16 protein-coding genes and 1 tRNA gene are annotated in these 24,971 nt (G+C 44.4%); 9 read left to right on the top strand and 8 right to left on the bottom strand.

What is annotated here, in order from left to right:
* Positions 1-15: 15 nt before the first annotated feature.
* The 5 genes from ACTXGF_RS19315 (at position 16) to ACTXGF_RS19335 (ending at position 7,836) form a co-directional block, all read left to right on the top strand.
* Entirely contained in the window at positions 16-939 is a 924-nt protein-coding gene (locus tag ACTXGF_RS19315; RefSeq protein WP_443534144.1) for an ABC transporter substrate-binding protein, read from the top strand.
* Positions 936-3,113, top strand: a complete 2,178-nt coding sequence (gene fhuB, locus ACTXGF_RS19320; protein ID WP_443534146.1) for a Fe(3+)-hydroxamate ABC transporter permease FhuB — start codon at positions 936-938, stop codon at positions 3,111-3,113. Before ACTXGF_RS19315 ends, fhuB begins: the two co-directional genes overlap by 4 nt.
* Before the next feature lie 201 nt (positions 3,114-3,314).
* Positions 3,315-4,799 carry an MFS transporter gene (locus ACTXGF_RS19325; RefSeq protein WP_443534148.1) on the top strand — a complete coding sequence of 495 codons (1,485 nt, stop codon included), beginning with the start codon at positions 3,315-3,317 and terminating at the stop codon, positions 4,797-4,799.
* Positions 4,775-5,122: an RraA family protein gene (locus tag ACTXGF_RS19330; RefSeq protein ID WP_443534150.1), complete on the top strand. Its 348-nt coding sequence runs from the start codon at positions 4,775-4,777 to the stop codon at positions 5,120-5,122. The genes ACTXGF_RS19325 and ACTXGF_RS19330 overlap by 25 nt, the downstream gene beginning before the upstream one ends.
* Positions 5,123-5,439: 317 nt before the next feature.
* Positions 5,440-7,836, top strand: coding sequence for a TonB-dependent receptor (locus ACTXGF_RS19335; protein WP_443534152.1), 2,397 nt, complete (start codon positions 5,440-5,442; stop codon positions 7,834-7,836).
* A gap of 189 nt (positions 7,837-8,025) precedes the next feature.
* On the opposite strand, the gene ACTXGF_RS19340 is transcribed toward ACTXGF_RS19335, so the two are convergent.
* From ACTXGF_RS19340 to ACTXGF_RS19370, 7 genes are all read right to left on the bottom strand, one after another.
* Positions 8,026-8,102: transfer RNA gene (locus ACTXGF_RS19340), tRNA-Ile, on the bottom strand.
* Between the two features lie 95 nt (positions 8,103-8,197).
* Positions 8,198-9,010, bottom strand: coding sequence for a pteridine reductase (locus tag ACTXGF_RS19345; protein ID WP_443534329.1), 813 nt, complete (start codon positions 9,008-9,010; stop codon positions 8,198-8,200).
* Between the two features lie 37 nt (positions 9,011-9,047).
* A complete protein-coding gene (locus tag ACTXGF_RS19350; RefSeq protein ID WP_443534154.1) occupies positions 9,048-10,229 on the bottom strand; it encodes a tRNA nucleotidyltransferase/poly(A) polymerase-related protein in 1,182 nt (393 codons plus the stop codon).
* Positions 10,230-10,507: 278 nt separating this feature from the next.
* Positions 10,508-12,826: an NADP-dependent malic enzyme gene (locus ACTXGF_RS19355; protein ID WP_160021186.1), complete on the bottom strand. Its 2,319-nt coding sequence runs from the start codon at positions 12,824-12,826 to the stop codon at positions 10,508-10,510.
* Positions 12,827-13,208: 382 nt separating this feature from the next.
* Entirely contained in the window at positions 13,209-14,675 is a 1,467-nt protein-coding gene (locus ACTXGF_RS19360; protein ID WP_443534156.1) for a protein adenylyltransferase SelO, read from the bottom strand.
* Positions 14,676-15,010: 335 nt separating this feature from the next.
* The gene (locus ACTXGF_RS19365) at positions 15,011-16,189 is read right to left on the bottom strand and encodes an acyl-CoA desaturase (RefSeq protein WP_443534331.1); all 1,179 of its coding nucleotides are present in this window, start codon (positions 16,187-16,189) and stop codon (positions 15,011-15,013) included.
* Between the two features lie 471 nt (positions 16,190-16,660).
* Positions 16,661-17,389, bottom strand: a complete 729-nt coding sequence (locus ACTXGF_RS19370) for a glycerophosphodiester phosphodiesterase (protein WP_443534158.1) — start codon at positions 17,387-17,389, stop codon at positions 16,661-16,663.
* A 331-nt stretch (positions 17,390-17,720) separates the two neighbouring features.
* On the opposite strand from ACTXGF_RS19370, the gene ACTXGF_RS19375 reads away from it, so the two are divergent.
* Positions 17,721-18,659, top strand: a complete 939-nt coding sequence (locus tag ACTXGF_RS19375; protein ID WP_443534160.1) for a hypothetical protein — start codon at positions 17,721-17,723, stop codon at positions 18,657-18,659.
* Between the two features lie 131 nt (positions 18,660-18,790).
* Here the strand turns inward: ACTXGF_RS19375 and ACTXGF_RS19380 are convergent, their stop codons facing one another.
* On the bottom strand, positions 18,791-19,387 hold the full coding sequence (locus ACTXGF_RS19380; RefSeq protein WP_179798902.1) for a cob(I)yrinic acid a,c-diamide adenosyltransferase: 597 nt from the start codon (positions 19,385-19,387) through the stop codon (positions 18,791-18,793).
* A gap of 232 nt (positions 19,388-19,619) precedes the next feature.
* On the opposite strand from ACTXGF_RS19380, the gene cysS reads away from it, so the two are divergent.
* From cysS to guaB, 3 genes are all read left to right on the top strand, one after another.
* On the top strand, positions 19,620-21,080 hold the full coding sequence (gene cysS / locus ACTXGF_RS19385; protein ID WP_443534163.1) for a cysteine--tRNA ligase: 1,461 nt from the start codon (positions 19,620-19,622) through the stop codon (positions 21,078-21,080).
* Between the two features lie 154 nt (positions 21,081-21,234).
* Positions 21,235-23,220, top strand: coding sequence for a mechanosensitive ion channel family protein (locus tag ACTXGF_RS19390; protein WP_443534164.1), 1,986 nt, complete (start codon positions 21,235-21,237; stop codon positions 23,218-23,220).
* Positions 23,221-23,497: 277 nt separating this feature from the next.
* A complete protein-coding gene (guaB, locus tag ACTXGF_RS19395; protein ID WP_057760534.1) occupies positions 23,498-24,970 on the top strand; it encodes an IMP dehydrogenase in 1,473 nt (490 codons plus the stop codon).
* The last annotated feature ends 1 nt before the right edge of the window (position 24,971 follow it).

The following is a 24,971-nucleotide window of genomic DNA, read 5'->3' on the forward strand; positions in this document are numbered from 1 at the left end:
ACGTCAGTATCAGTAATGACAACATTGAAATGGTTCGCCCTCGCATTGTGCTTGGTATTGACCGCCTGTCATAGTCAGCCATCCACGCAAACAACGGCTACCTCAGAAGCAGAAAACAGTCACAGCGATAGAATGAATATCGTTTCTCCTGACTGGGGTAATGCAGCGACTTTGACAGCGATGGGGCATGCGCCAATTGCAACGGGTGATGTCAGGGTTTGGGACAGATGGGTGGGAAGCCCCAAACTACCAACGTCGATCACAGACTTAGGCATCCGCTATCAGCCCAACGCTGAGCTAATCGCTCAACTGCCTGTCGATATGATCATAGATAATTATTTTTATGAGCATGCACGCAATTTATACGGCGATGTCCCTGCGGAGTCTGTGATGTTTGCTGCCAAAGGAGAGACGGCAACGTGGGCTGACTATACGGAACCGACGCGGGAGCTTGGCGTACTGATCGATAACCCAAAGATGGCTGAGGACTATATTGTACAAAGTCAGAAAGACATACAGCTGGCCAGCCAGCAATTCAAGGAGCGTTATCCAAAAGCCAAGAAATTCGCAGTGGTACAGTTTGCGGATGCCAATAACATGCGTATGTATGTGGCGAACAGCCTATTTCAGCCTGCGCTAGAGCAGATGGATAGAGAGCTTGTGGTATTGGGCAAAGGCAATAATTGGGGATTTGTGCCGATACGGATGGGAGATTTGGCGCAATTAGATGATGAGACTTGTCTATTAATTATCGACCCGCTGAGCCCAATCACTAGAGCTGAAATTGATGACAGCTTAATTTGGCAGCGCCTGGGTTATGGTAATACCCGCTGTGTGGGCGAGCTACCACCAGTATGGATTTATGGTGGGATGTCATCATTGGTTAGCCTAGCAAATAACTTGTCAGACGTTTCATTAAAAGGCGGGGAAGTACTATGAGCGCCAATGTAGACACTCACAACAAAAACAATAATATCAATAACCACACCGACAGTTCTCATAACGACAGTGCTCATACGATGACATCAGCCTCTCAAGCAGCAATAGTTCCAAAACCCTCATCAACGTCATTGAAACAGTCATCACCACTGAATCAGCCACCGAATCAACCCAGTCCCCAAACTTCCTTGTTTGCCAATTTGTCTTGGCGACTATGGGCCATGCTAATCGGACTAGCGGCTTTGTCATTATGGAGTAGTTGGGCGCTGCTAGATCAACAGTGGACGCGCCCACTTCGTGATTTGTTGATACCAAGCTCGCAATTAGATATTGCCAGTATGGCGATACAGCTACATATAGTGGCAACCAGCGTAGTGGCGTTGTTGGCTGGCGGGCTATTAGGCGTGGTCAGTATTTTATTACAGCAATTGGTAAAAAACCCACTAGCATCAGATACGACGCTAGGTGTGGGCGTGGGTGCACAGTTGGCCATGCTCATCGTCACGTTATTTTTGCCAAGCTTAGCTATTTATGGCGGAATTTACGTGGCCTTTGTAGGGGCTATCATTAGTATGGGTCTGGTATTTACCTTATCAGCACCCAGTCGATTTAATCCATTGATTTTGATATTGGCCGGTTTGGTGGTCAATATTTTGCTGGCGGCCGTAGCCAATGTACTAGTGCTATTTTTTGCTGAGCGTAGTAATGGGATGCTGTCGTGGGCGGCTGGGTTTTTGGCACAAAACAGCTGGCATGCCAGTATATCGCTAGTCATCACTGCTATTTTGATAGCGGTCGTATGTCTGCCATTATTGAAACCATTAACGCTGATGAGTCTAGATGATACGCAGGCAAAACGTCTGGGTGTACCTATTAATGGGATTCGCGCACTTGTTGTATTGATGGTCGCCGTAGTGACTGCCTTAGTGATTAGTGAAGTTGGCTTGATTGGATTCATTGGTCTTGGTGCGGCAAGTTTGGTCAATGCACTGGGTATTTCTTCTATTGGTAAGCGTTTGGCCGCAGCCTTTGGGTTGGGAGCGCTGCTGTTATTGTTGACCAGTAATGTCGCATTATTGCTTGAGCCAATACTTGATATGCAAATTCCAGCTGGTGCCATGACAGGTATCTTGGGTGCACCGTTGATTATTTGGCTGATTTTGCGTCAGCGCCGCGCGCGGATAGAGACAGTGACGCCGATGCTTACAGGTAAGCATATATCCATTGCATTTTGGCGATGGGGCGCTGGTGTGCTCGCCCTTATCCTGCTGGCTTGTCTGTTTGTGCAAGATATCAATGGGTGGGGGCTCAGTACGGAGTGGGCGCTCACGCAGCAGTACCGTTTGCCTCGTAGTTTGAGCGCTGCTGCCACAGGCTTGATGCTGGCAGTCGCTGGTGTGCTATTACAAACTTTAACGCGTAACCCCATGGCCAGTCCTGAGGTGTTGGGGGTCAGTTCAGGCGCGGCACTTGGGGTTATTTTAGGGTTTTTATTATTACCAAGTTTAGGGCTATCTGCTGGAGCAGGGACGTTGCTGATTTCAGGACTCTCAGGTGCGATGGCTGTGCTGCTATTGATTATTTGGCTGGCACGCAGGGTCAGCTCAGGTTATTTATTATTAGTAGGTATTGGTATTGCCGCCATGATGGATGGGGTGATGCATATGGTCAAGCTCTCAGGAGACCCGCGTCTAGAAGCGATGCTCAGCTGGCTGTCAGGGACAACTTATAGCGCTCAGCCCAGTACAGTATGGTATCTCATTGGTATTGCCGCTATCTTATTTATACTCAGTCTATTGCTGATTAAGCCTTTACGTGTCCTTGGACTAGGTACAGGTGTGGCGCGTAATCTAGGTGTGGCAGTTACTCCAGTGACTTTGTCGTTATTGGCATTAGTAGCAGCGCTTAGTACGGCCAGTACGCTTGCCGTTGGTCCATTGAGCTTTATTGGTTTAATGGTGCCTCACTTAGCTACCTCACTGGGAGCTGTGAAGCTTGAACGGCAATTGCCACTAGCTGCACTCTTAGGGGCAGGGGTGATGGTGATAGCGGATTGGATTGGCCGTTATGTTATTTTCCCTTATGAACTGCCTGCCGGTACGATTGCTGCCATTATCGGTGGTGGATATTTCTTATGGCTCATTCGTAAGATGCCAGCCTCAGCAAATAGATAGCTCATGTCTGCAAGCATTGGATAGCCGACAATTTTGGCTTTATTCAGCAGAGGTCTATCGAACCTTATTTGATCAGTATTTTAATAAGAATAACGATACTAAGTTTCAGCTAGATTGGATGACGCGCTTGGCAGGCTAGCAAAATAATAACTAGGAGCAAGTCATGCCGACAATCACCCAATTTTATGGTGCCACTGCTTAATGAGCAATGCACCTATAAATAAAGCCTCTACAAATGAGTCGCCTATAAACGAAGCCTCTCAGAGTAGTAGTGATGGCTTGAGCAACAAACAAGTACAGCAGGTATTACTGACACTATTACTCGGCGGTACGGTTGTCAGCTTTAGTAATAGTGCGCTTAACCCAGCCATTCCTGTTTTTATGTCGGTGTTTGATGTCGACATTGTGATGGGCGGCTGGGTGTTAAATGCTTATGTCTTAGCCATGAGTGTGGGGCTGATGCTCAGCGGCTACCTAAACAAAAAATTTCCTTTTAAGCATGTTTATTTGGCGGCAATTCTTGGATTTATGTTGGGCTCAGTCATTGGCATGCTGGCCTATGGTATGAGCTTTGTCATCATTGCCAGAGCCATACAAGGACTGAGTGGCGGTCTGATCATTCCGCTATCTATTGGTATGCTGTATCAGATTTATCCGCAGCAGCAGCATGGCAGAGTAATGGCGCTATGGGGCATTGTTATTATGATGTCGTTGGCGTTTGGCCCTTTGGTCGGTGCTTACTTGGTTGAGCAGTTTGTGTGGTGGACACTGTTTGCCATTACGTTACCACTCAGTGCGGCGGTCATGGCGATGGTGTGGTGGTTAATACCTGACATACGCTCGCATGATAAAAAAAGCCCTTTCGATACCATCGGGTTTGTCAGTTTGCTTATTTGGCTGCTTGCGATGATGGTTTGGCTGAGCACGCTGAAGATAGACTTCACTGGTGGATTATTCAGCAGTGACAGCTTATTAAAGATAGCCACTTTAGGTTTATTGTCTGTCGGATTTTTACTGTCCGCGGTGGTTTGGTGGGCCTATGAGCGGCGGCAGAAACATCCATTATTGAACGTGCGCTTATTCCGTAATAAAACCTATTTGCACAGTAATATCATTAGCATTAGCCAAACAGTCGGTTTGATGCTGTGTCTCTTGCTATTACCCGTGTTGATACAAGACGTGATGGGCGAGAGTGCTTTATGGACAGGCATTGTCCTGATGGTCGCGACGCTCGTAGCCAGTGTCACTACCCATTACGCTGGCAAGATGGTAGATAAGCGAGGTGCCAGAGGTATTGGCATCGTAGGAATTGCGATTAGTGCGCTGTCTACTTTGATGCTGGCATGGTGCTTGTATCAGCCCACGCTTTGGCTATTAATGCTAATTATGAGTATGCGAGGCGTCGGAGTGGGTCTAGCATACCTACCAACCACGACCGTTGGGTTTAGCAGCTTACCCAAAGAAGCAGTCACTGAGGGAGCCGCCCTTAATAACATCAGTCGCCGAATTATCTCTACTATATTTATCACGCTGTCCACCCTTTATATAGACAGTCGAGGTGCGCAGTTATTAGCAGTAGGTAGTAGTGACAGCACGGCGAGCGCCATCCGAGAAATACTGGTGATCATCGCAGTGGTTTTACTATTCACGATTCCTTCAGCGTGCAAATTACCACGATCCCCATAAACAAATACCCCGTATCGAGGTTTACTTTAACTTATCAAGACGGAAATATCATTGATTTTTGGCAGCAGGCATTAATCGCCTTAGAGCAATGGGCATTATTAATTAATCGTCCTTTTCACCCACTGGCTATAAGTAAGTTGGGCTTTCCTATATTTATGCAGGGTATCAGCGCTGTGACTATGTTCAAGAGTAACCAAACACAAGGTAAGCTAGCGGCTAATATGGCCTGTCGCTTAGATGAGCAGATAGCGATTATTCGTTCAGGCGATATTGCCATTATCGATAGTGATGGTGTATTTATATTATCTGTTGATGTAGCATAGCAGCTATTATCAGGTCGTCAAAATAAACATAGAGAGGATGAGATGGCACTCTAACGTTTCTTTAAGGCATGTCATAACAATGAGCTAGATAAATTATTCAATGACTAATGAAACTACTAAAGGTTAAGTAGTCAATTATACCTGTGAGAACAACACAAATAAGCACCGCTAACAAGATATAGATATATATAGAAATAAAAACGATTATCATTTACAATGATATTCACAAAGTTAGTACACAAAGTATTATTAGCTAAATATTACTCATACCAATGTTTATTTATTCAACTAAGTGAAATAACCTAAGTGAAATAATTATGAAAAGCCATCATCAAGTTGCTCTATCTGTTCTTACCCTTTGTATTAGTCAGCAATTATATGCACAAAACAATATCAATGAAGCAGATGCCGTATTAAATGCGCAGACCTCAGCGGAACTGGCTTCAAGTACTGTGTCTGATGAGACGCCCAATGTGACTTTAGATACTATCAATGTCACGGCCAAAGCCAGAACGGGCACGGCGCTGGCACAGAAAATTAGTGAGATGCCAGCAGTCACCCAAGTAATTACTGAAAATGAGATTCAGATGCAGGCAACGGGTGACCGTACCACTGGTGATATCTTGGCACAGTTGATACCGAGTCTGGGTGCCAGTAGTGGCTCAACCAGTAACTATGGTACGACCATGCACGGTCGCCCTGTACAGTTCTTGTTGAATGGTGTGCCGTTGAGCAGCTCACGTAGCCTATCACGCGAGCTAAATAGTATCGATCCTGCGCAGCTTGAGCGGGTAGAAGTACTCTCAGGTGCTACCAGTATCTATGGTGCTGGTGCGGCAGGTGGCCTGATTAACCTTGTGACCAAATCTTTGGTAGGGTATGGCCCGATCAGACAGACCAGAGTCGGCATCAGTAGTAGCCGAGATTTTGACTCAGATTCATTGGGTTATCACGTTGGGCAAACTTTAGGGTATGGCGGCGAGCGAGTGTATGGTCGCTTAGATGTTGATTATGATAATAAAGGCGGCAAGTTTGATAGTCATGGCGATCGTATCAGCCCAGACGCCAACCAAACGGATCAACAAGATACCGAATCGCTAAGTGTAAATGGTAGCTTGGGTGTAGAGTTCACTGATAGCCAACGTCTTGATCTTGCAGTGACTTACTATAAGGATGAACAAGACACCGACTACGGTCCAGACTATGGCGATAACTTACAGGTCTTGCTAAAACCTAAGGACGCACCACCGTCTTTGAAAGCCATTAATGGTGCCAACGTAGAAAATGAGCCATATACCGAAAAAAGCTCAGTAAATTTAAGCTATAACGATGATGACTTTGTAGGCTCAGGTTCTAGCTTAAGCTTGACAAGCTATTATAGAGATGAGAAAGGCCGTTTTTATCCTTCTGGTAAAGATTTCCCTAAACAAGCGGGCAAAGTCTGGGTGGCTAATGGCCTTACCGATGAGAATACGCTAAAAAAATTACTAGGCGGTGCAGTCGTCGTCACTCAGTCAGAAGCTGATATCGAAGTAATGGGTTTGCGAGCAGCCATGCAAACCGAAACTGAAATCGCAGGTAAAAAGACGCTGTTTAGCTACGGCGCTGATGTCGAGCGCGAAAACAGTGAGCAAACTTACTATGGTCAAGACCTAAATACGTTTCTTGCTAGTAATGGCTTAAGCGCCCAAACCAATGGGCTCACTTATAACGGTGGACCAGATACCACCATTGATAAATGGGGTGCTTTTGTCAATGCAGACGTAGATATAACCGACAAGTGGCATACCAGTGCTGGCGTGCGTTACCAAAAGTTAAAGTCGGAGACTGATACCTTTACGCCCATCTATGAGCAGCTGCTTGAAGAGTATTTTAATAGCCCTGCTATCAGTGGAACAAGCGCAGCTTATGGCATTGACTATCAGGCAGGCGACGTAGAAAAAGGCAGCACAGACCACGACAAAACCTTGTTCAATCTCGGTACTAGCTATCAATTAACCCCAAATGATCAAATATTTGCTAATTTTTCACAAGGGTTCACCACAGCGGATATCCAGCGGGCGCTACGTGATGTACGTGCCGGTTTCGTGGTTAATTCAGACAACGTACAACCGATTACAACCAATAACTACGAGTTTGGCTGGCAAGGCAAACATGGCGGTACAGCAGCACGCTTGAGTGGTTTTTACAACGAATCAGACAAAGTCGTACGCTTTACTGACAGCTATACCGTAGAAGTTGTCGATACCGATGAGCGTGTCTATGGGGTAGAAGGGTCGCTTAGTCATGATATCAGTGACAAATGGCAAGTAGGCGGTAGTGTGGCCTATACCCGTGGTCAGTATGACAAAGATGGCGATTGGCTAGAGCTCGATGCAGTACGTCTAACACCGCTAAAAGGTACGGCATTTGCTCAGTATAACTTCGATGAGGGCAGCAATATTCGTCTACAAGCATTGGCAATCGGCGGTGATGACAAGGCTTTTAAAGACCAACAACAAGACCCTGACTCTAGTGCCTTACCTGTCACTGGTTATATGACCCTTGATGTATTGGGCCAAGTAAACATGCCAGTCGGCCGAGTAGACTATGGCGTTTATAACTTGCTTAATAAAGACTATCTAACGGTCTATCATCAAACCACATTTGGTGATTTAAACCGTTTACCCGCCTCAGGCACGACTTATGGCTTAAGCTATACCGTCGGTTACTAAAAAGCGCCACACATTAAAAAACCCTTCAGGCTATGAAAAGTTAGCGTGAAGGGTTTTTTTTATGTCTATATTTTAGATAATTTTACTTGGCTAAATACCAGCTTTTATTCGCTGCACTGTTCATAATATTTCTAAAATTGCATAAAAAAAGGCTTGCCGCATCGCTGCGAACAAGCCTGATTTAATATATGGTGGGCCCAGTAGGACTTGAACCTACGACCAAAGGATTATGAGTCCTCTGCTCTAACCAACTGAGCTATGGGCCCTAACGTTAGACGCACAATGATACCTGATTTTTTTAATTTTTCAAGTAAAAGATAGGCAGTAATTGAGATATTTTTTATTGAGCCATATTTTTGTATTACAGGTGACCACCAGCTATGGTTAGACTACGACCTCCATCCACGGTGATAATCTCTCCTGTGACATAATTTGCCTGCACAAGATACAGCACACTATGAGCAATCTCATCAGGTTGGCCTATGCGCCGCATAGGGATAGCATCGATGATACTTTTCTGCTGCTCATTATCAATAGCTTGGTCGCTAGTAGGGTCAGGTAAAATGTTGACTCCAGGAGCAACCCCGTTGACCCGTACTTCTGGCGCCATCTCTAACGCTAGCGACTGTACCATCATTCGATGCGCAGCCTTTGCCATGTTGTAGACAGTATAGTTGTTAAACGGTCTATCATGCGCGTGTATGTCCAACAAACTGATAATACAGCCTTGTTGTTGCTTTAGATAAGGTAATAGGGCTTGGCTTAGTAATAAAGGGGCCTTGGCATTGGTTAAAAGCAACTCATCCCACTGTGCATGATTGATACTACCGAGTGGGCTAGGATAAAACCGCGAAGCATTATGCACCAATACATCAAGCTGACCAAACGCCTCTACGATATTTTTAACAAAGCTGTCTAAAGCCGCCCCATCGTTGACTATCGTTAAATTAGCAACGATAACTTTTGCACTATTGGCACGGATATCGTTCAGATAGTCAGCTAAGTCATTAGCGTCTTGTTCACTACGGTGACAATGAATGATGACGCGATAACCCTGCCTATGAGCTTTTTTAACAATAGCAGCCCCAATGCGCCTAGCACTACCTGTGACAAGCATCACTGGCGCTTGGCTACTTATATTTTCTGCTTGGTAGGCATTAACTTCTTGATGCATAGCAATATTACTTTTTTCTATAAGGTGCTTGTCTATATCATTGTTGCGCTTGCAAGTGTTCAATCCTACTTTGGCGTAAGGCTGTACCAATAGCGGGGCCTTTAAGATCTGATGCAATGTTGGTCATACCGATGGCGTGAAAGCTATTTATTGCTAACATCATTTGGCGATGCTGTATTGCTAGCTGTAACACATGACTGCACACTAGCAGTTGAGAGAGCTTGTCAGGCTCCTTATGCGCACCGCAGGCTTGGATTAGATCGATTTTTTCAGCCGCATTTAGACTGTTTATTGTGCTTAGTTTTTCAGCTTGCTGAGCGAATAAAGTTGCGAACTGAGTATGTACTTTTGGGACTTTGGCTTTATTACCGATAGCGTTAATATTTTTTATAGCGGTTGATACGTTAGAGGTAGACTCAGAGTTTTCGCTATTAAATAATGATGAAGACAGGCTAGTCATTAGTAGCGCCCAACGCTGTGATAAATTTAAATGCATCTGTCCTGCAAAGTATAACGCTGTCTGCACTGTTTCTCTTATTTGGACATTGTCCCAAGCTTGATGCAAAGGCGCGAAATACTCTGTGAGTGCACCAATTTCAAACAGTTTTTGCCAGTAGACTTGCGGTGATAGTTGCATAGTCGCACGGCTCGACTCTTGCCAGATACGTTCGGCACTTAAATGAGCCAGCTCTCCTGTATCGACCAATTGACGCATCAGTGTTAAAGTGTCATCCGCGATGGTAAATCCCAAATCGTAGTAACGACTATAGAAGCGCACTGTTCGAAGTACACGTAATGGGTCTTCGCTAAAAGCACTAGACACATGACGTAATGTCTTGCTTTTTAAGTCTTGTAGGCCGCCATAGTAGTCGATGACTTGTCCATTAATCGGAGTATCATCGGTTAAGCTAGTAACTTCAATTGCCATCGCGTTGATGGTTAAATCACGACGGCGCAAATCATCCTCTAGACTAACATCAGGAGTGGCATGTACGCTAAAGCCTTGATAGCCTGAGCCTTGCTTCCGTTCCGTACGTGCCAGTGCGTACTCTTCATGACTGCTAGGATGCAAAAACACAGGGAAATCAGCGCCCACTTGTTGAAACCCTGCATCGATCATCTCTGCAACGGTTGCACCAACGACGACAAAGTCTTTGTCTTTGATAGGACGCTTTAGGAGTCGATCGCGAACCGCTCCGCCCACAAGGTATATTTGCATAGAAGCCTCTTGTTATTATCTAGCTTTATATTGCTAGCTAAATTTTTATAAATCAAAAAAACAGCCAATGCTCTATAAGTTGCATTGACTGGTTTTAGTATAGCAGAAGGGCTCTGTCAATGAATGACAGAGCCCTTTTTAATATAATCAATCCTCTATAAATTGGGTACGGCGTCAGCCTCGCTCAGTCTACTATTTGTAGTACTTTCACTCGGCTTCCTTGTATCCAAACTATATTGAACCGACTATAGTGCATTCATACTGGGTATGATACATGACTATTTTTCGTTTTCTAGGTCTTGCGCTTCAGTGACGGTCAATGCTGTCATGTTGACAATACCACGTGCTGTCGCTGACGGCGTCAAAATGTGTACCGGCTTGTTAGTACCTAATAGGATAGGGCCAATAGAAGCACTGCCAGTCGCTGTTTTAAGCAGGTTGAAAGCGATGTTTGAGGCATCAAGGGTTGGCAAGATAAGCAAGTTCGCTGCACCTTTCAACGGGCTTGATGGCATATCGTTTAGACGAATATTTTCATTAAGCGCGGCATCACCTTGCATTTCGCCTTCAAACTCAAAGTCGACGTTCATATTGGTTAGTAGCTCATGAACCTTACGCATTTTGACAGCGCTGGCACGATCTGAAGCACCAAAGTTAGAATGAGATACTAGCGCAACGCGTGGCGTGATACCAAAACGACGTAATTGATCCGTTGCCAAGACAGTCATTTCAGCCAATTGTTCAGCCGTTGGGTCTTCATGGACATAGGTATCAGCAATAAAGATATTACGATCTTGCATGAGTACTGCATTCATCGCATAGAAGTCGTTCATACCTTGTTTTTTGCCAATGACGCTTTCAACGTATTTCAGATGCAATTGGTAATGGCCAAAGGTACCACATACCATGCCATCTGCCGCACCGTTTTCGACTAGCAAAGAACCAATCAAAGTCGTCTTACGGCGAACATCACGACGCGCAAGCTCAATGCTTACACCGCGGCGTTTGTTCTTCTCGTAGTAACCCTGCCAGTAGTCTTTGTAGCGAGGATCGTCATCAACGTTGACGATGGTAATATTCTCACCAGCTTTTAGACGTAGGCCTAGCTTTTTGATATTGGCTTCGATAACTGACGGGCGACCAACCAAGATAGGTTGTGCTAGCTTCTCATCAACGACGACTTGCACAGCAAGCAAGATATTGTTGTCTTCACCTTCACAGTACACGATACGTTTTGGATCGGCTTTAGCACGAGCAAAGATTGGCTTCATCACAAACGCTGAATTATAAACAAACTCAGACAGACGCTGACGATAGGCTTGCATGTCATCGATCGGTAGCGTGGCAACGCCCGAATCCATCGCTGCTTTGGCCACAGCAGACGCGATCTCAATGATTAGATTTGGCTCTAGAGGGCCTGGGATTAAGTAATCACGGCCAAAACTCTGCATCTTTTCGATGTTTCTAGCGCTGGTAGTTGGAGTGGCTTCGACGTGTGCCATCGCAGCGATTGCTTTTACGCAAGCAACTTTCATCTCTTCGTTAACAGTGGTCGCACCAACATCCAATGCGCCGCGGAAGATATACGGGAAGCATAGCGCGTTGTTTACTTGGTTTGGATAGTCTGAACGACCAGTTGCCATGATGACGTCTGGACGTACCGCATGTGCCAATTCTGGCATGATTTCAGGTGTAGGATTGGCAAGTGCAAAGACGATAGGGTCTTTTGCCATACGGCGAACCATATCTTCTGATAGTGTACCTGGCATTGATAGGCCTAGGAACATATCGACATCGTCCATGACTTCTTCGATAGAAGTAGCCGTGATATCACGAGCATAACGCTGTTTGGTTTCATCAAGGTTTTCACGGCTAGTACTGATGATACCGCGTGAATCTGAAACAATAATGTTGTTCTTATTAACGCCAAGCGCGCAAATGATATCTAGGCAAGAAATGGCTGCTGCGCCTGCGCCTGAACAAACAATTTTAATCTCTTCGATTTTTTTGCCAGTAATCAACAAAGCATTTAGCATGGCTGCGGCAACGATGATTGACGTACCATGTTGGTCATCATGGAACACAGGAATGTTCATGCGCTCACGTAGTACGCGCTCAATTTTGAAACATTCTGGTGCTTTGATATCTTCTAGGTTGATACCACCAAAGGTAGGCTCAAGCGAGGCAACCGCTTCGATGAATTTATCTGGATCGTTTTGAGCAATTTCAATATCAAAAACGTCGATACCTGCGAACTTCTTAAATAGAACGCCTTTACCTTCCATGACTGGCTTCGATGCCAATGGACCGATATTACCCAGACCCAATACAGCAGTACCGTTAGTGATAACACCAACTAGGTTATTACGTGCCGTGTATTTAGACGCAAGTTTTGGATCTCTTTGGATCTCAAGACAAGGTACAGCAACACCTGGAGAGTAGGCGAGTGCTAAATCACGTTGGTTGGCTAGCTGCTTAGTAGGGGTTACCGAAATTTTACCTGGGCGTGGAAACTCATGGTAATGTAAGGCAGCTTGTTCAAACTGCTCTTTTTCTGTACTGAGGTTATCCGTATTCGAAGTGGTATCGTCATTCATAATAATTGCCATGGTTGGAATAAATTGGAATAAATTAAATGGTGATAAAAAACAACGTCTAACCTTCCAAAGATCATTGAATGATAATAATTGAAAGTGATAAAGACGTTAAACGACTCACGACCATCAGAATCATGGTCGACGATCAAAGATCAGGTCAAAAAAGCAAACTAGCTAAAATATTCATTCTAGCATTATTGCCAATTCACTGCCTAGTCAACAACGGTGAATTGTGCGAATAATATAATAAAATGATATTCGTTATTTATCTCGTTGATAATGCCAAAAAATGCAGTTAGATATCAACCTTAATTTTATAATGTTTCAAAATATTACAGAATTGAAAGGTGTTAAGACGGGCAACTACTAAGATGAGCAGCTACTAAGACGAGCAACTAATAGGCATCTGCGGTGTATCAGGCGCAGACGCACTAGTATCTAAATCACTAGCAATATCTTGCACGCTATAAGGGTTGGCTAATAAACGAAACACTCGATCAACTTCTTCAAACTGGCCTTGCTCTGCGGCAGTAATCGCACGCTGCGCCATGCTATTACGAAGGACGTAGACAGGATTGTTGGTTGTCATGTCATTAATTGCCTGCTCAAGTGGCAGCTGCTCAATCTGTGCTAGATAACGTGTTGACCAGTCTTGCCATACTTGCTGCGCATCAGCACTTAATTCAGTGGTCATGGTAGCCAGTAGCTTTTGCTCATAAAGATGATCTGCTGGTGTGACCAAACCGAGTAGGGCGCGGAAGCTATTGGTGTAGTCAAGCAAGTTGTCTTCTAATAGTGTCAACCATTCAAAGGCCAAGCTGAGGCTTTCTCTTTGATGCGGTAGGCCAAGCTTGCGGCACAGACCTTGCTGATAATGCTGCATGAAGGTTGCTTCGTAAGGCGCTAAGCAATCAGAAAGCGTCTCACGGGTGACGCCTTCTAGGCGCATAAAGTGTGGCAGCCAAACGTTTAGGTTCCAATGCCCGATAGCAGGCTGATTCTGATAAGCGTAGCGACCCGTATGGTCTGAGTGATTATTAATCCATGCAGGATTGAAGCGCTCCATAAAGCCAAACGGCCCGAAGTCCAAAGTACTGCCTGTGATAGATAAGTTATCTGTGTTCATCACACCGTGAGCAAAGCCAATCAATTGCCAATCAGCAATCATACGAGCCGTACGCTCAACCACTGCGGTCAAGAAAGCTAAGACAGGCGTTTCGCTATCGCGGCACTCTGGATAATAAGTGTCAATCATATAGTCAGTGAACTCACCCAGTACGTCAGGGGCGAAGCTGGCAATCCATTCGACATGACCGAAACGAATATGACTGTCTGCCACACGCATCAATGCTGCACCTGCTTCGATACGCTCACGGCGCACTCTCGTATCAGATACCACAAACCCCAAAGCGTTAGACGAAGGGATGCCAAGCTGGGTCAATGCATGACCGCATAGGTACTCGCGAATAGTACTACGTAAGACTGCGCGTCCATCACCCATGCGTGAATAGGGTGTCAAGCCAGCACCTTTAAGATGCAAGTCTTGTGGCTGTCCATCATTATCGAGTACCTGCGCCATGAGTAAACCGCGTCCGTCGCCCAATTGCCCAGCCCATTGTCCAAACTGGTGACCAGCATAGGCCATCGATAGTGGTTTAAAATCAGCTGGCACGTATTGACCGCCCAATATCTCAACCCAATTGGTAATCAGGTCCTCGTCGTCGGCCCAGCCTAACTGCTGTGCAACTTGAGTGTTAAAGTGACCGGCACGAGGATTGTCTAGTGGCGTCGGTGGCTGCTCATGATAAAGGCGCGTGTCTAGGTTGACGTAAGTGTTTTGATAACGCATACAGGCCGTTTCCATTAAAATATAAAAGTGAGAATGTCACTATAGCATAGCTCTCATATGGCATCGTTGTACTCTGTCCGTCTCTTGTAATATATGGCTAAAAAATAAATTTTTCGGTCTTTAATCAACTGATTTTAGTGGACGAGATTGTTATTGTTTTTAGATTAGAGGTCGTCACAGTTTAGCCGATGTATTTGATTATTTATTATGATAATAAAATCATTAGAAGTAGCTGTAGTGACATAAGCGATAAATTATAAGCAAAAAAATCCCCCTATCTAGGACGGATAGGGGGATGGAGAAGCTTCAAAATTATAAAACAAATCAGAGATTAATTAAGCAGCTTTTTCGTTCGCGCCAATAGAGCGGAAAGCGGTTTTTAGATTGCTATTATGCTCAAGGATTTTCTGTTCAATTTTGGCATAATCATGTTTTAACTTATCATCAACTTCATGCAAACGATCAGCAAACTCTGTCTTCTTAAGCTCGATAGTTTTTGCTTTTAGCGCTTGCCATTCTTCAACAGTCTGCGTAAAGGCATCATATTCAAACTTAATACGGTCTTGGAAGCTCTTCATCGCATGAGGAAGATCAATGCCGCTTACTGCTGCTGTATCGATTTGCTGCTGAGCTTTCTTAAACTGCATTTGGACTTCTGCATGTTTGATAGTCGTATCATCAACAGTACGTAGCTCAGAGGTTAAACCAAGTTTTGATAAACTAGCAATTAACCATTTGGTTGGGTCATATTGCCACCATTTCACGCCATTACGATAGTCGTATTGGAAGAAGTGATGGTAGTTATGATAACCCTCACCCCACGTAAAGATAGCCAAGAAGAAGTTATCACGAGCACTGTTGGTATCCGTATAAGGACGTGTACCAAACATGTGGCAGAACGAGTTGATAAAGAACGTAAAGTGATGCGTCAATACCAAACGTAGTAGGCCTGCGATAACCAACGTACCCCAAACATCACCAAGCAACCAACCGATAGCGGCAACCATACCAACGTTCATGGCAACTACCCATAGACCGTAGTATTTATGCTGAATCTGTAAGACTCTATCTTTAGTCAAATCAGGAATGTTTTTGTAGTCGAACTTGCCGCTAGGGTAGTTACGTAGCATCCAGCCAATATGACTGAACCAGAATCCACGCTGTGCTGAATACGGATCATCCAAACGATCATCTACATGACGATGATGAGTACGGTGACCAGAAACCCAATCAAACGCAGAACCCTGTACCGCTAGGGTAGAACCAAGCAATAAAAAGTTTCTGACAATTGGATGCGCTTTGTAAGCACGATGCGCCATTAGACGATGGTAACCTGCCGTAATACTGATACCAGTCCATACCATAAAGGCACCAAATACACCCCAAACAGGTGCGCTCACTTCATGAGTGAACAAGTACCATGGCGTAATGATAGCAGCAGCAATCGGCGTCGCCACCAAAATAGTTGCCGGAATCCAGTTGATCGGTGCTTTGGTAAATTCAAACTCGCGCATATCAATGCTTTGCTCTTGCGCAGAAAGATCCGCTTGCTCAGAAGCTTTAGCATAATTGCGTTTGGCAACAGGCTGCTCATCAAGAGCCATTTGCGCTTTTTTCTCATCAAAACGAGTCTTAAAACGCGTTACTTGAGTGCTGGCGGTCTTTACAAGCGTGTCACCAGATTTGATAGCGAAACGTAAGCCTTTAAGCGGTAAGCCAAGTGCTTTTTTTGCAATCATATAATATCCCTAACGGTATTAATTTAAGCCACCATAGTACCTTAAAAAGCGTGTAAAGTGAACACTTATACACTATAAAAATATTGCTAAATAACAATAACTTGTATGGATTATAGAATGTATTGGTCAAAAATACGAGTGACTTATCAGACATGAAGGAGAAGTGTAACAAGGAGGGTAGATATGTAGAAAAGAATGCGTTTATCGAAAAAATGATTAAATATCAAAAAAGTACGGATAACTCGGTTAAGGCAACAGCAAATGACTTGGAAAATCCGTAATGATAACATCGGTCTGCCATTTTATGAGCTGCTCAATGGTGGGAATATCATTAACCGTCCAAGCACTTACGGGTAATCCATAACGGTGGCTATGCTTGATGATAGCTTGGGTCAAAAGCGGATAATGAATGCCCAGTTGAATACAGCCGAGTTGCAATGCGGTATTGGTCGCGCTTGCCAACGCTTCTGGCGTACGAATAAGCAAGCCGCGAGGCATATGAGATAATAGTTTGTGACGTTGCAAACGGTTATGTAACTCGACATCGAAGCTCGTCAATACAACTGGTAAGCTGGCAAGAGGTGTATCAATAAATGCCTGCCGAAGCGCTGCAATCAACACCGCATAATTGGTACGGCTATGCGTCTTAATTTCCAGCTCAATGACGTTAAATCCACTAAGCGCAGGTGCTATGCTCGCCAATGTCATAATAGGTTGGCCAAACTGCAGTTGGCATTGAATCTCAGTCAGTTTTAACTGGTCAATACGTGATTGCCGACCGCACATACGCTCTAGATCGTCATCGTGGAATACGATTAAGTGACCGTCAGCGTTTAGTTGTATATCAAATTCTACGCCTGCTAAGCCTCTTGACTTAAGATTTTGAGAGTATTGAAAGCCTGAAAAGGTATTTTCTAACGCCTCACCACGTGCGCCTCGATGACCTAGTAATAACGTATCTCTAAAATTTATCATATGCACCAATTATCGATGGTTTTTATGCCCAATCATATAGCGTCATATCAATGACGTCTAACAAAAACTGTGATGCAATTCGTACTTTTTTAAATATGACTTTTTAGAGTCCAAATCTGCGAATGTTTGTTATGTTTTTGCAACCAAACGCAGGTTTTTTCCACAATGAGGGGCACTATTTGTATATCCATGGGCTACACTAATGACCATTTGATTTAAACACCGTATAATGATGTGGTTTTCATATCTGTAGCAGCTAGCGTTGCGATTTGAATGTTGAACACTGTCAGTCAGTGGCGGTACGAACCTGTAAATTGGGAGTAGAGTTAGTATGAGCGTAGCAAATATAAGTTTGAGCAAGTGGCATAAAGTTGCTGGGATTGGATTGGTATGTGGTTTGGCGCTTGCAGGCTGTGATCGCTCAGATAAAGAAGACACTCCTGAGCAGGCAGAGCTAACGGAACAAGAGACGGTCGATGCTGAAAATAGCGTTGCGCCTGCGATCAGCTGTGATGATCCTATGGTGCAAGATCGCCTTAAGTCAGCTCTAAAGAATACGCTCAATCAACAAGCACAGTCATTGGCTGCCAATTATGCAAATGATGCTGAAATCAGTTTAGCAAACGGTGTGGTTAGTGAAAAAACCAATGGCGTTGTCATTGATGTCCAAAACGCTGCCATCTTGCAACAAGCCAATGAGAACGGCATGACCACTTGTCAAGCAAGTGTCAGCATGACGCTACCAAGTGAAGACTTGTATCAAGCCAGTCAGGTACAAGCGGCCAATAATCAGCCAAGTCTACAATCGCGTTTAGCGCAAGACAATATCCGTATCAATAACAATATGCTCGTTGACGACGCGTTCACTTACATCGTCGGTACTCAAGGCGGTCAAGTGCGTACGCGTATTGCAGGTCAGCCTGCTTTGATTACTGTTGTTGCGGATGTGATGGCAGGTTCTGTGTTTAAAACTGCAATGGATGAGCAACGCGCCCAACGTGCTGCTGAGCGCCGTGCAACACAGAACAACGATACGACTCAAACAGCACCCATCCGTCAGCCAAGAACCGTAACGCCAGTTGAGCCAATTCGCCCAACTGAACCTACGCCGCCGCCAACCATCAATAAGCCTGCTGAAAATCAGAGCAGTTCGACTGCAAACACCCAAGCAGCAGCTGCCGAGCCTAGTAAGCCCGCTACACCAAAAGCCGTACCTAAAGATGAAACCATCGATATGGTCATCATTGAAGACAACAGCGCGACTTATTAATTTATCATTATAATAAGAGGTAGCGATTTCTAGTAAGCCGAATTGCTATCGCTCAATAATAAAACCCCCGCAACAATCATGTCGCGGGGGTTTTGCGTTTAAGCTCTTTATTGCTAAATACTTAGTTTGTATTATTGACTGTCAGTGAACGTTTTCAAGGCTTGACTGTCCCACAACACCTCAGAGACTTTTTCTGGGTCTGTACAAAAGCGTGCAGCAACAAACAACCAATCAGATAAGCGATTGATAAAGCTGACAGCAGTACGACGAATCGCTTGTGGACGCTGCTGTTGCAATATCACAGCTTGACGTTCAGCGCGGCGGCACACACTACGCGCCACGTGTAACTGACTGACCAATATAGAACCTGTGGGCAGAATAAAGTCTTTTAGAGGTGGCAATGTGGCATTCATCATATCTATTTGCTGCTCTAACCATTCAATATGAGTGGCATTAACCCCTTCATATTCTGGCATGGCAAGCTCGCCGCCTATATTGAATAACAAGTGCTGAATGATGACCAAGGCTTCAGAGAACTCTTTCTCTATAGATTGCCCTTTATTGTGCTTTAGTTGCGCACGTACCAAGCCGATATGTGAGTTGAGCTCGTCGATGTCACCCATGACGCTAAATAGATCGTCCGCTTTACTAAGGCGGCTGCCATCAGCCATACCAGTGCTGCCGTCATCTCCAGTACGTGTGTATATTTTGCTTAAGCGATTGCCCATCTTTACATCCTTAACGGTTTTTATGATTGAATAGCGTTAGTTGCACGCTCATTGTAGTATTTTACGCCTGTTTTCGCTAAGATAATGGGTTACGTTTTATATCACGACGTTTTTTGGTCTGAATTTTTTATTTTCCTGATTTATAGTCACAGTCGTTAGTATGGCTTATTCATACATGGCGACTGAGATTTCCCATTTCTTTATTTTATTTACGTTACAAGGCTTTTTTACTATGACCACACCACTTGCAGATGCGATGTCCCAACTTGCTATTTACGATTCATTGACTGGTAGCAAGCGTCAGTTTGTACCACTCAAAGCAGGGCAGGTTGGTATGTATGTGTGCGGCATGACCGTTTATGACTATTGTCATATTGGTCATGCACGAGTGATGGTCGGTTTTGATATGGCTGTTCGTTGGTTGGCACGTTTGGGTTATGACGTGAACTACGTACGTAATATCACTGATATCGATGATAAAATCATTGCTCGCGCTGCTGAAAATGGTGAAGAGATTGGTACATTGACGCAGCGTTTTATTGAAGCGATGCATGAAGATGCGACTGCCCTTGGTTGTGAGATGCCAAATGCTGAGCCACGTGCGACTGATCATATCGATGATATGCAGGATATGATTGAGACATTAGTCACTGGCAACTATGCGTATGCAGGCGACAACGGTGATGTCTATTATGCTGTTGATAGCTTTGACGATTATGGTAAATTATCTAAGCGCAATCTAGACGATATGCAGGCAGGTTCGCGAGTCGAAGTTGAAAATGATAAACGCAACCCATTTGACTTTGTACTATGGAAAGCGGCAAAACCTGACGAGCCGCAGTGGGCATCACCATGGGGTCAAGGGCGTCCAGGCTGGCATATTGAATGTTCAGCGATGTCGACTAAGTGCTTAGGTAGTACCTTTGATATTCATGGTGGTGGTCATGACTTACAGTTCCCGCATCATGAAAACGAAATCGCCCAATCTGAGGCAGCGACTGGTTGTGAGTATGCACGCAACTGGATGCATGTTGGTTTTATCAATGTCGATGGCGAAAAAATGTCTAAATCATTGGGCAACTTTTTTACTATTCGTGATGTGATGGCAAAGTACTTGCCTGAAACGGTGCGTTTTTTCTTATTATCGAGCCATTATCGCAGCCAAGTTAACTTCTCTGACAGCGCCTTAGATGAAGCACATAATAGCCTAAGCAGACTATATAATGCACTAAAGTTGGCTGAGCAGCAAAAAGGACAGTCAATCGTAATCAACGAAGACTTAGTAGCTGAGGCTTACAATAGCGCGGTTGGAAAAGACTTCATCAAGGCGATGAATGACGACTTCAATAGCTCGACGGCTATCAGCGTCTTATTCGGATTGGCTCGTGATATCAATAAAGCTATCAAAGCGGAAGACGTCGATACCGCATGGCAATTAGCCCAGCAACTAAAAGCATTGGCTCAGGTATTAAATATTTTACAGCAGCCAGTGCAGCAGTTTTTGCAAGCAGTGGTCGGTGATCAAGCAGAAGATGGTCTAACGGATGCGGTTATTGATAATTTGATTATCGAACGTGCAGAGTCTAAAGCCAACAAAAACTTTGCCCGTGCCGATGAGATACGTGAGCAACTAAAAGAGGCGGGTATTGAGCTCGAAGATAGCCGTGCTGGCACGACATGGCGCCGCGCTTAAAACAACTCTTGCCGCTTATAAGGTAAATAGCTACAAATCTCGTAATAAATTAAGTCAGCTTTAGGCTGGCTTTTTTTTGCTTACTGAATTAGGTTAAAGCAACACCGATATATTTTTTTATACTTTCCTTTTGTAGACTGATGGCTTTGAAAACATGAATACTCTTAAAGACAATCCTATGAACAATCATTGTGCTGTTTTTCGCTCAGATGATAATTATCAATCAGATGTAGAGAAAAGTCGTTTTCAAAGTCATGTGCTGCAAGTATTGTTGGGCTTTTTGATTGTCGCTATAAGTGTCATCTATGTGCCTGTATATGCAGCAAATAGTGAAAATGGACAGAGTACGAGCGAGCCGGAAAAACAAACGCCTAGTAAGCCTGATAGTTTTACTGAATATGCAGCCCAGCAAGTCAATGCGCTCAAAGATGAAAGTGTCAGTATTTCTGGTATTACTGAAGAGATCTTTGATCCTACTGAGCGTAATGCAGTAGAGCAGGCAGGCAGACTGCAAGGTGATACGGCACTGACCGGAGAATATAGTGAGAGCTATTATATACTCGATAAACTAAATGCTGGGTTGCCGCCGTTATCTGAGCCACCTAACTTAGAAACGCCGCTTGCAGCCTTAGAGTTTTTTCAATCAGCATTAATGAAGCAGCAGTATGATTTGGCCGCTTACGCACTAAACATGAATTTAATTGATGAGAAAAGTCAACGTAGCCGTGCGCTTGATCTCACAAAGCGACTGGATTTCTTATTGTCCGAAAAAGAGCTCTATGTATTCGACGATATGCCGGATCGTCCCGATGGCTTAATTGAACCACCGCTTGGTAATAATAGCAGTGTCATGGGTATTGCCAGACGTTCTATTCAGCTTGGCTATGTCGATTATCGCGAGCGCCGTGTTCCTATTTATTTGCAGCGAGTGCGAGTAGGGGATGAAGCCCCTGTTTGGGTGTTTTCGGCGCAGACAGTAGGCAATATTGATAATCTCTATGAGCAGTATCACCCAGCTGAGTTCGAACGTTATTTGCCTACTTGGTTAAAGCTAAAGTTTTTTGGAATTGCGTTATGGGAGTTTTCAGCGCTGATATTGTTCTTTTTATTAACCATGGGGATGGGTTGGCTACTGAGTAAAGGTACTGCAAAGATCATCAATCATTATATCGATGAAGAAAAATACAGCATGTATGTTGGCAGTACCAACGGCGTGGCAGATTTGGTTAGCAAGCTGACAGTACCATTAACCTTTGCCATCAGTTTTTCATTGGTTTTTACCTTGGTTTCGGGTGGTTTTCCTTATTTAGATGCAGTCGCCTCATCTACTCGTCCATTGATTTGGGTTGGGCTGGTATTTAGTACCATGTGGTTGGGTATTCGTATCATTAACTTTTTTGCCAATCGCTATCAAGATATGCAGATTGAAAATTTGGCTGCAGAGCATTTTGATAAAGAACGTCGCCGCCGTACTTATGTATCGATATTTCGCCGTGTGTTTATTTTCGCGATGATTTTGGGAAGTTTCTGGATAGGTCTTAGTGAATTTGCCAATATGGAAGGCCTTGGTAAGACTTTATTAACCTCAGCGGGTATTGCAGGTGTGGTTATCGGTATTGCGGCACAGCCAATATTAGGAAATATCATCGCTGGTGTACAGGTGGCAGTGACGCAGCCGGTGCGGATTGGTGATAGTGTGATAATGGATGGTAATTTTAGTACGGTCGAAGACCTGCGTTACACGTATGCCGTGCTAAAAACATGGGATGAGCGTCGCTTGATCGTGCCAATGCGTGAGCTAATCACTGAACGAGTGGAAAATTGGTCGCATACGGAAGTACATCAGACCTGTCCTGTGTTTTTGTATATCGATTATGGCGCAGATATCGACGCTATTCGAGAGGCATTTATATCGATGGTCAAGGACAATAAGCTTTGGGATAATAAAACAGAACCCGAAATGTATGTGGTTGATGTAACCGAAAACACTATTCAATTGCGCGGCGCTGTTTCATCGGTAGGGCCTATAGAGGCATGGACGCTAGCCTGTGAGATACGGGAGCAAATGCTTGGTTACCTGCATGCACAGCAAAACAAGTATCTACCCACAGAGCGCTTTACGTTAACAAAAGGCGAATAGAAGTCAGAAGTAGCTATAAGTCTTGCGAGCCTGATTAGCTTCAAAAGCGAGTTATTAATGGTTTCAGACATGACTGCCATCAATAAAGACGCACTTGTGTAAAATAATCTGACAAATATAGTGTGTCAGCGAGGCGCTTATTTGTTATAATGTGGCGTTATTTTTATAGGATAACTGAGTGGTTAGCCATGAGTCAGCACTGTATATGCAGCTGCAATGATTGATACGCTTAACCCTGAGCTCCTACCCATCAAAATAACCACCACTAGGGGTCTGTATGTTGCGAATTGTCGATGAAGCCTTAACCTTTGATGACGTTTTATTATTACCAGCCTATTCTGAAGTTCTGCCAAAAACTGCTGATCTGTCTACTCGTTTGACCAAAAACATCACACTTAATCTTCCGCTAATCTCTGCGGCAATGGATACTGTGACTGAGTCTGAAATGGCTATCACTATGGCACAGCTTGGTGGCATGGGTATTTTGCATAAGAGCATGGACATCGAAAAGCAGGCCACCCAAGTACGCCGTGTCAAAAAATTTGAAGCGGGTACCGTGGTTGATCCTATCACCGTACATCCAGAAATGACGATCGGTGAATTGCTGCGTTTGACCCAAGATAACAATATCTCAGGTGTGCCAGTAGTCGAAAAAGGCACAGATAACGTTGTGGGTATTGTTACCCATAGAGATTGGCGTTTTGAGACCAATTTGTCATTGCCAGTTAGCCAGATCATGACGCCTAAAGAGCAGCTAGTAACTGTGCATGAAGGTGAAAGCAACGAGAATATCAAAAGATTGTTGCATGAGCACCGCATCGAAAAAGTCATCGTTATTGACGATAACTTCCGTCTGCGTGGTTTGATTACTGTTAATGACTTTGCCAAAGCTGAAAACAATCCAAATGCGTGTAAAGACGAGCAAGGTCGCCTACGTGTTGGCGCAGCTGTGGGCACTGGTGCAGACACGCAAGCACGCGTTGAAGCATTAATCGCCGCTGACGTTGACGTTATCGTCGTTGATACTGCACACGGTCACTCAAAAGGCGTGATCGATAAAGTATCTTGGATCAAGAAAAACTACCCGCATGTACAAGTAATCGGTGGCAACATCGCAACAGGTGAAGCTGCAATCGCTTTACGTGACGCAGGTGCTGATGCAGTAAAAGTAGGTATCGGCCCTGGTTCTATCTGTACCACGCGTATTATCGCAGGTATCGGTGTACCACAAATCTCAGCGATTGATAACGTTGCTAGTGCTTTAAAAGACAGCATTCCATTGATTGCTGACGGTGGTATCCGCTACTCAGGTGATATGGCAAAAGCAATCGCTGCTGGTGCATCATGCATCATGGTTGGTTCACTCATGGCTGGTACCGAAGAAGCACCAGGTGAAGTTGAGCTGTTCCAAGGTCGCTACTATAAAGCTTATCGCGGTATGGGTAGTTTGGGTGCGATGTCAGGATCAAACGGTTCTTCAGACCGCTACTTCCAAGATGCAAAAGATGGCGTAGAGAAGTTAGTGCCAGAAGGTATCGAAGGCCGTGTTCCTTATAAAGGACCAGTTGCGGGTATCGTTAATCAGTTGGTTGGTGGCTTACGTTCATCAATGGGTTATACTGGTTCTGCCACGATTGAAGATATGCGTACCAATCCGCAGTTTATCAAAGTAACCTCAGCGGGTATGAAAGAGTCGCATGTGCATGATGTGCAAATCACTAAAGAAGCACCAAACTATCGAGTAAACTAAA

It is taken from the genome of Psychrobacter sp. 1Y6, assembly GCF_052258385.2.
Taxonomy (GTDB): Bacteria; Pseudomonadota; Gammaproteobacteria; order Pseudomonadales; family Moraxellaceae; genus Psychrobacter.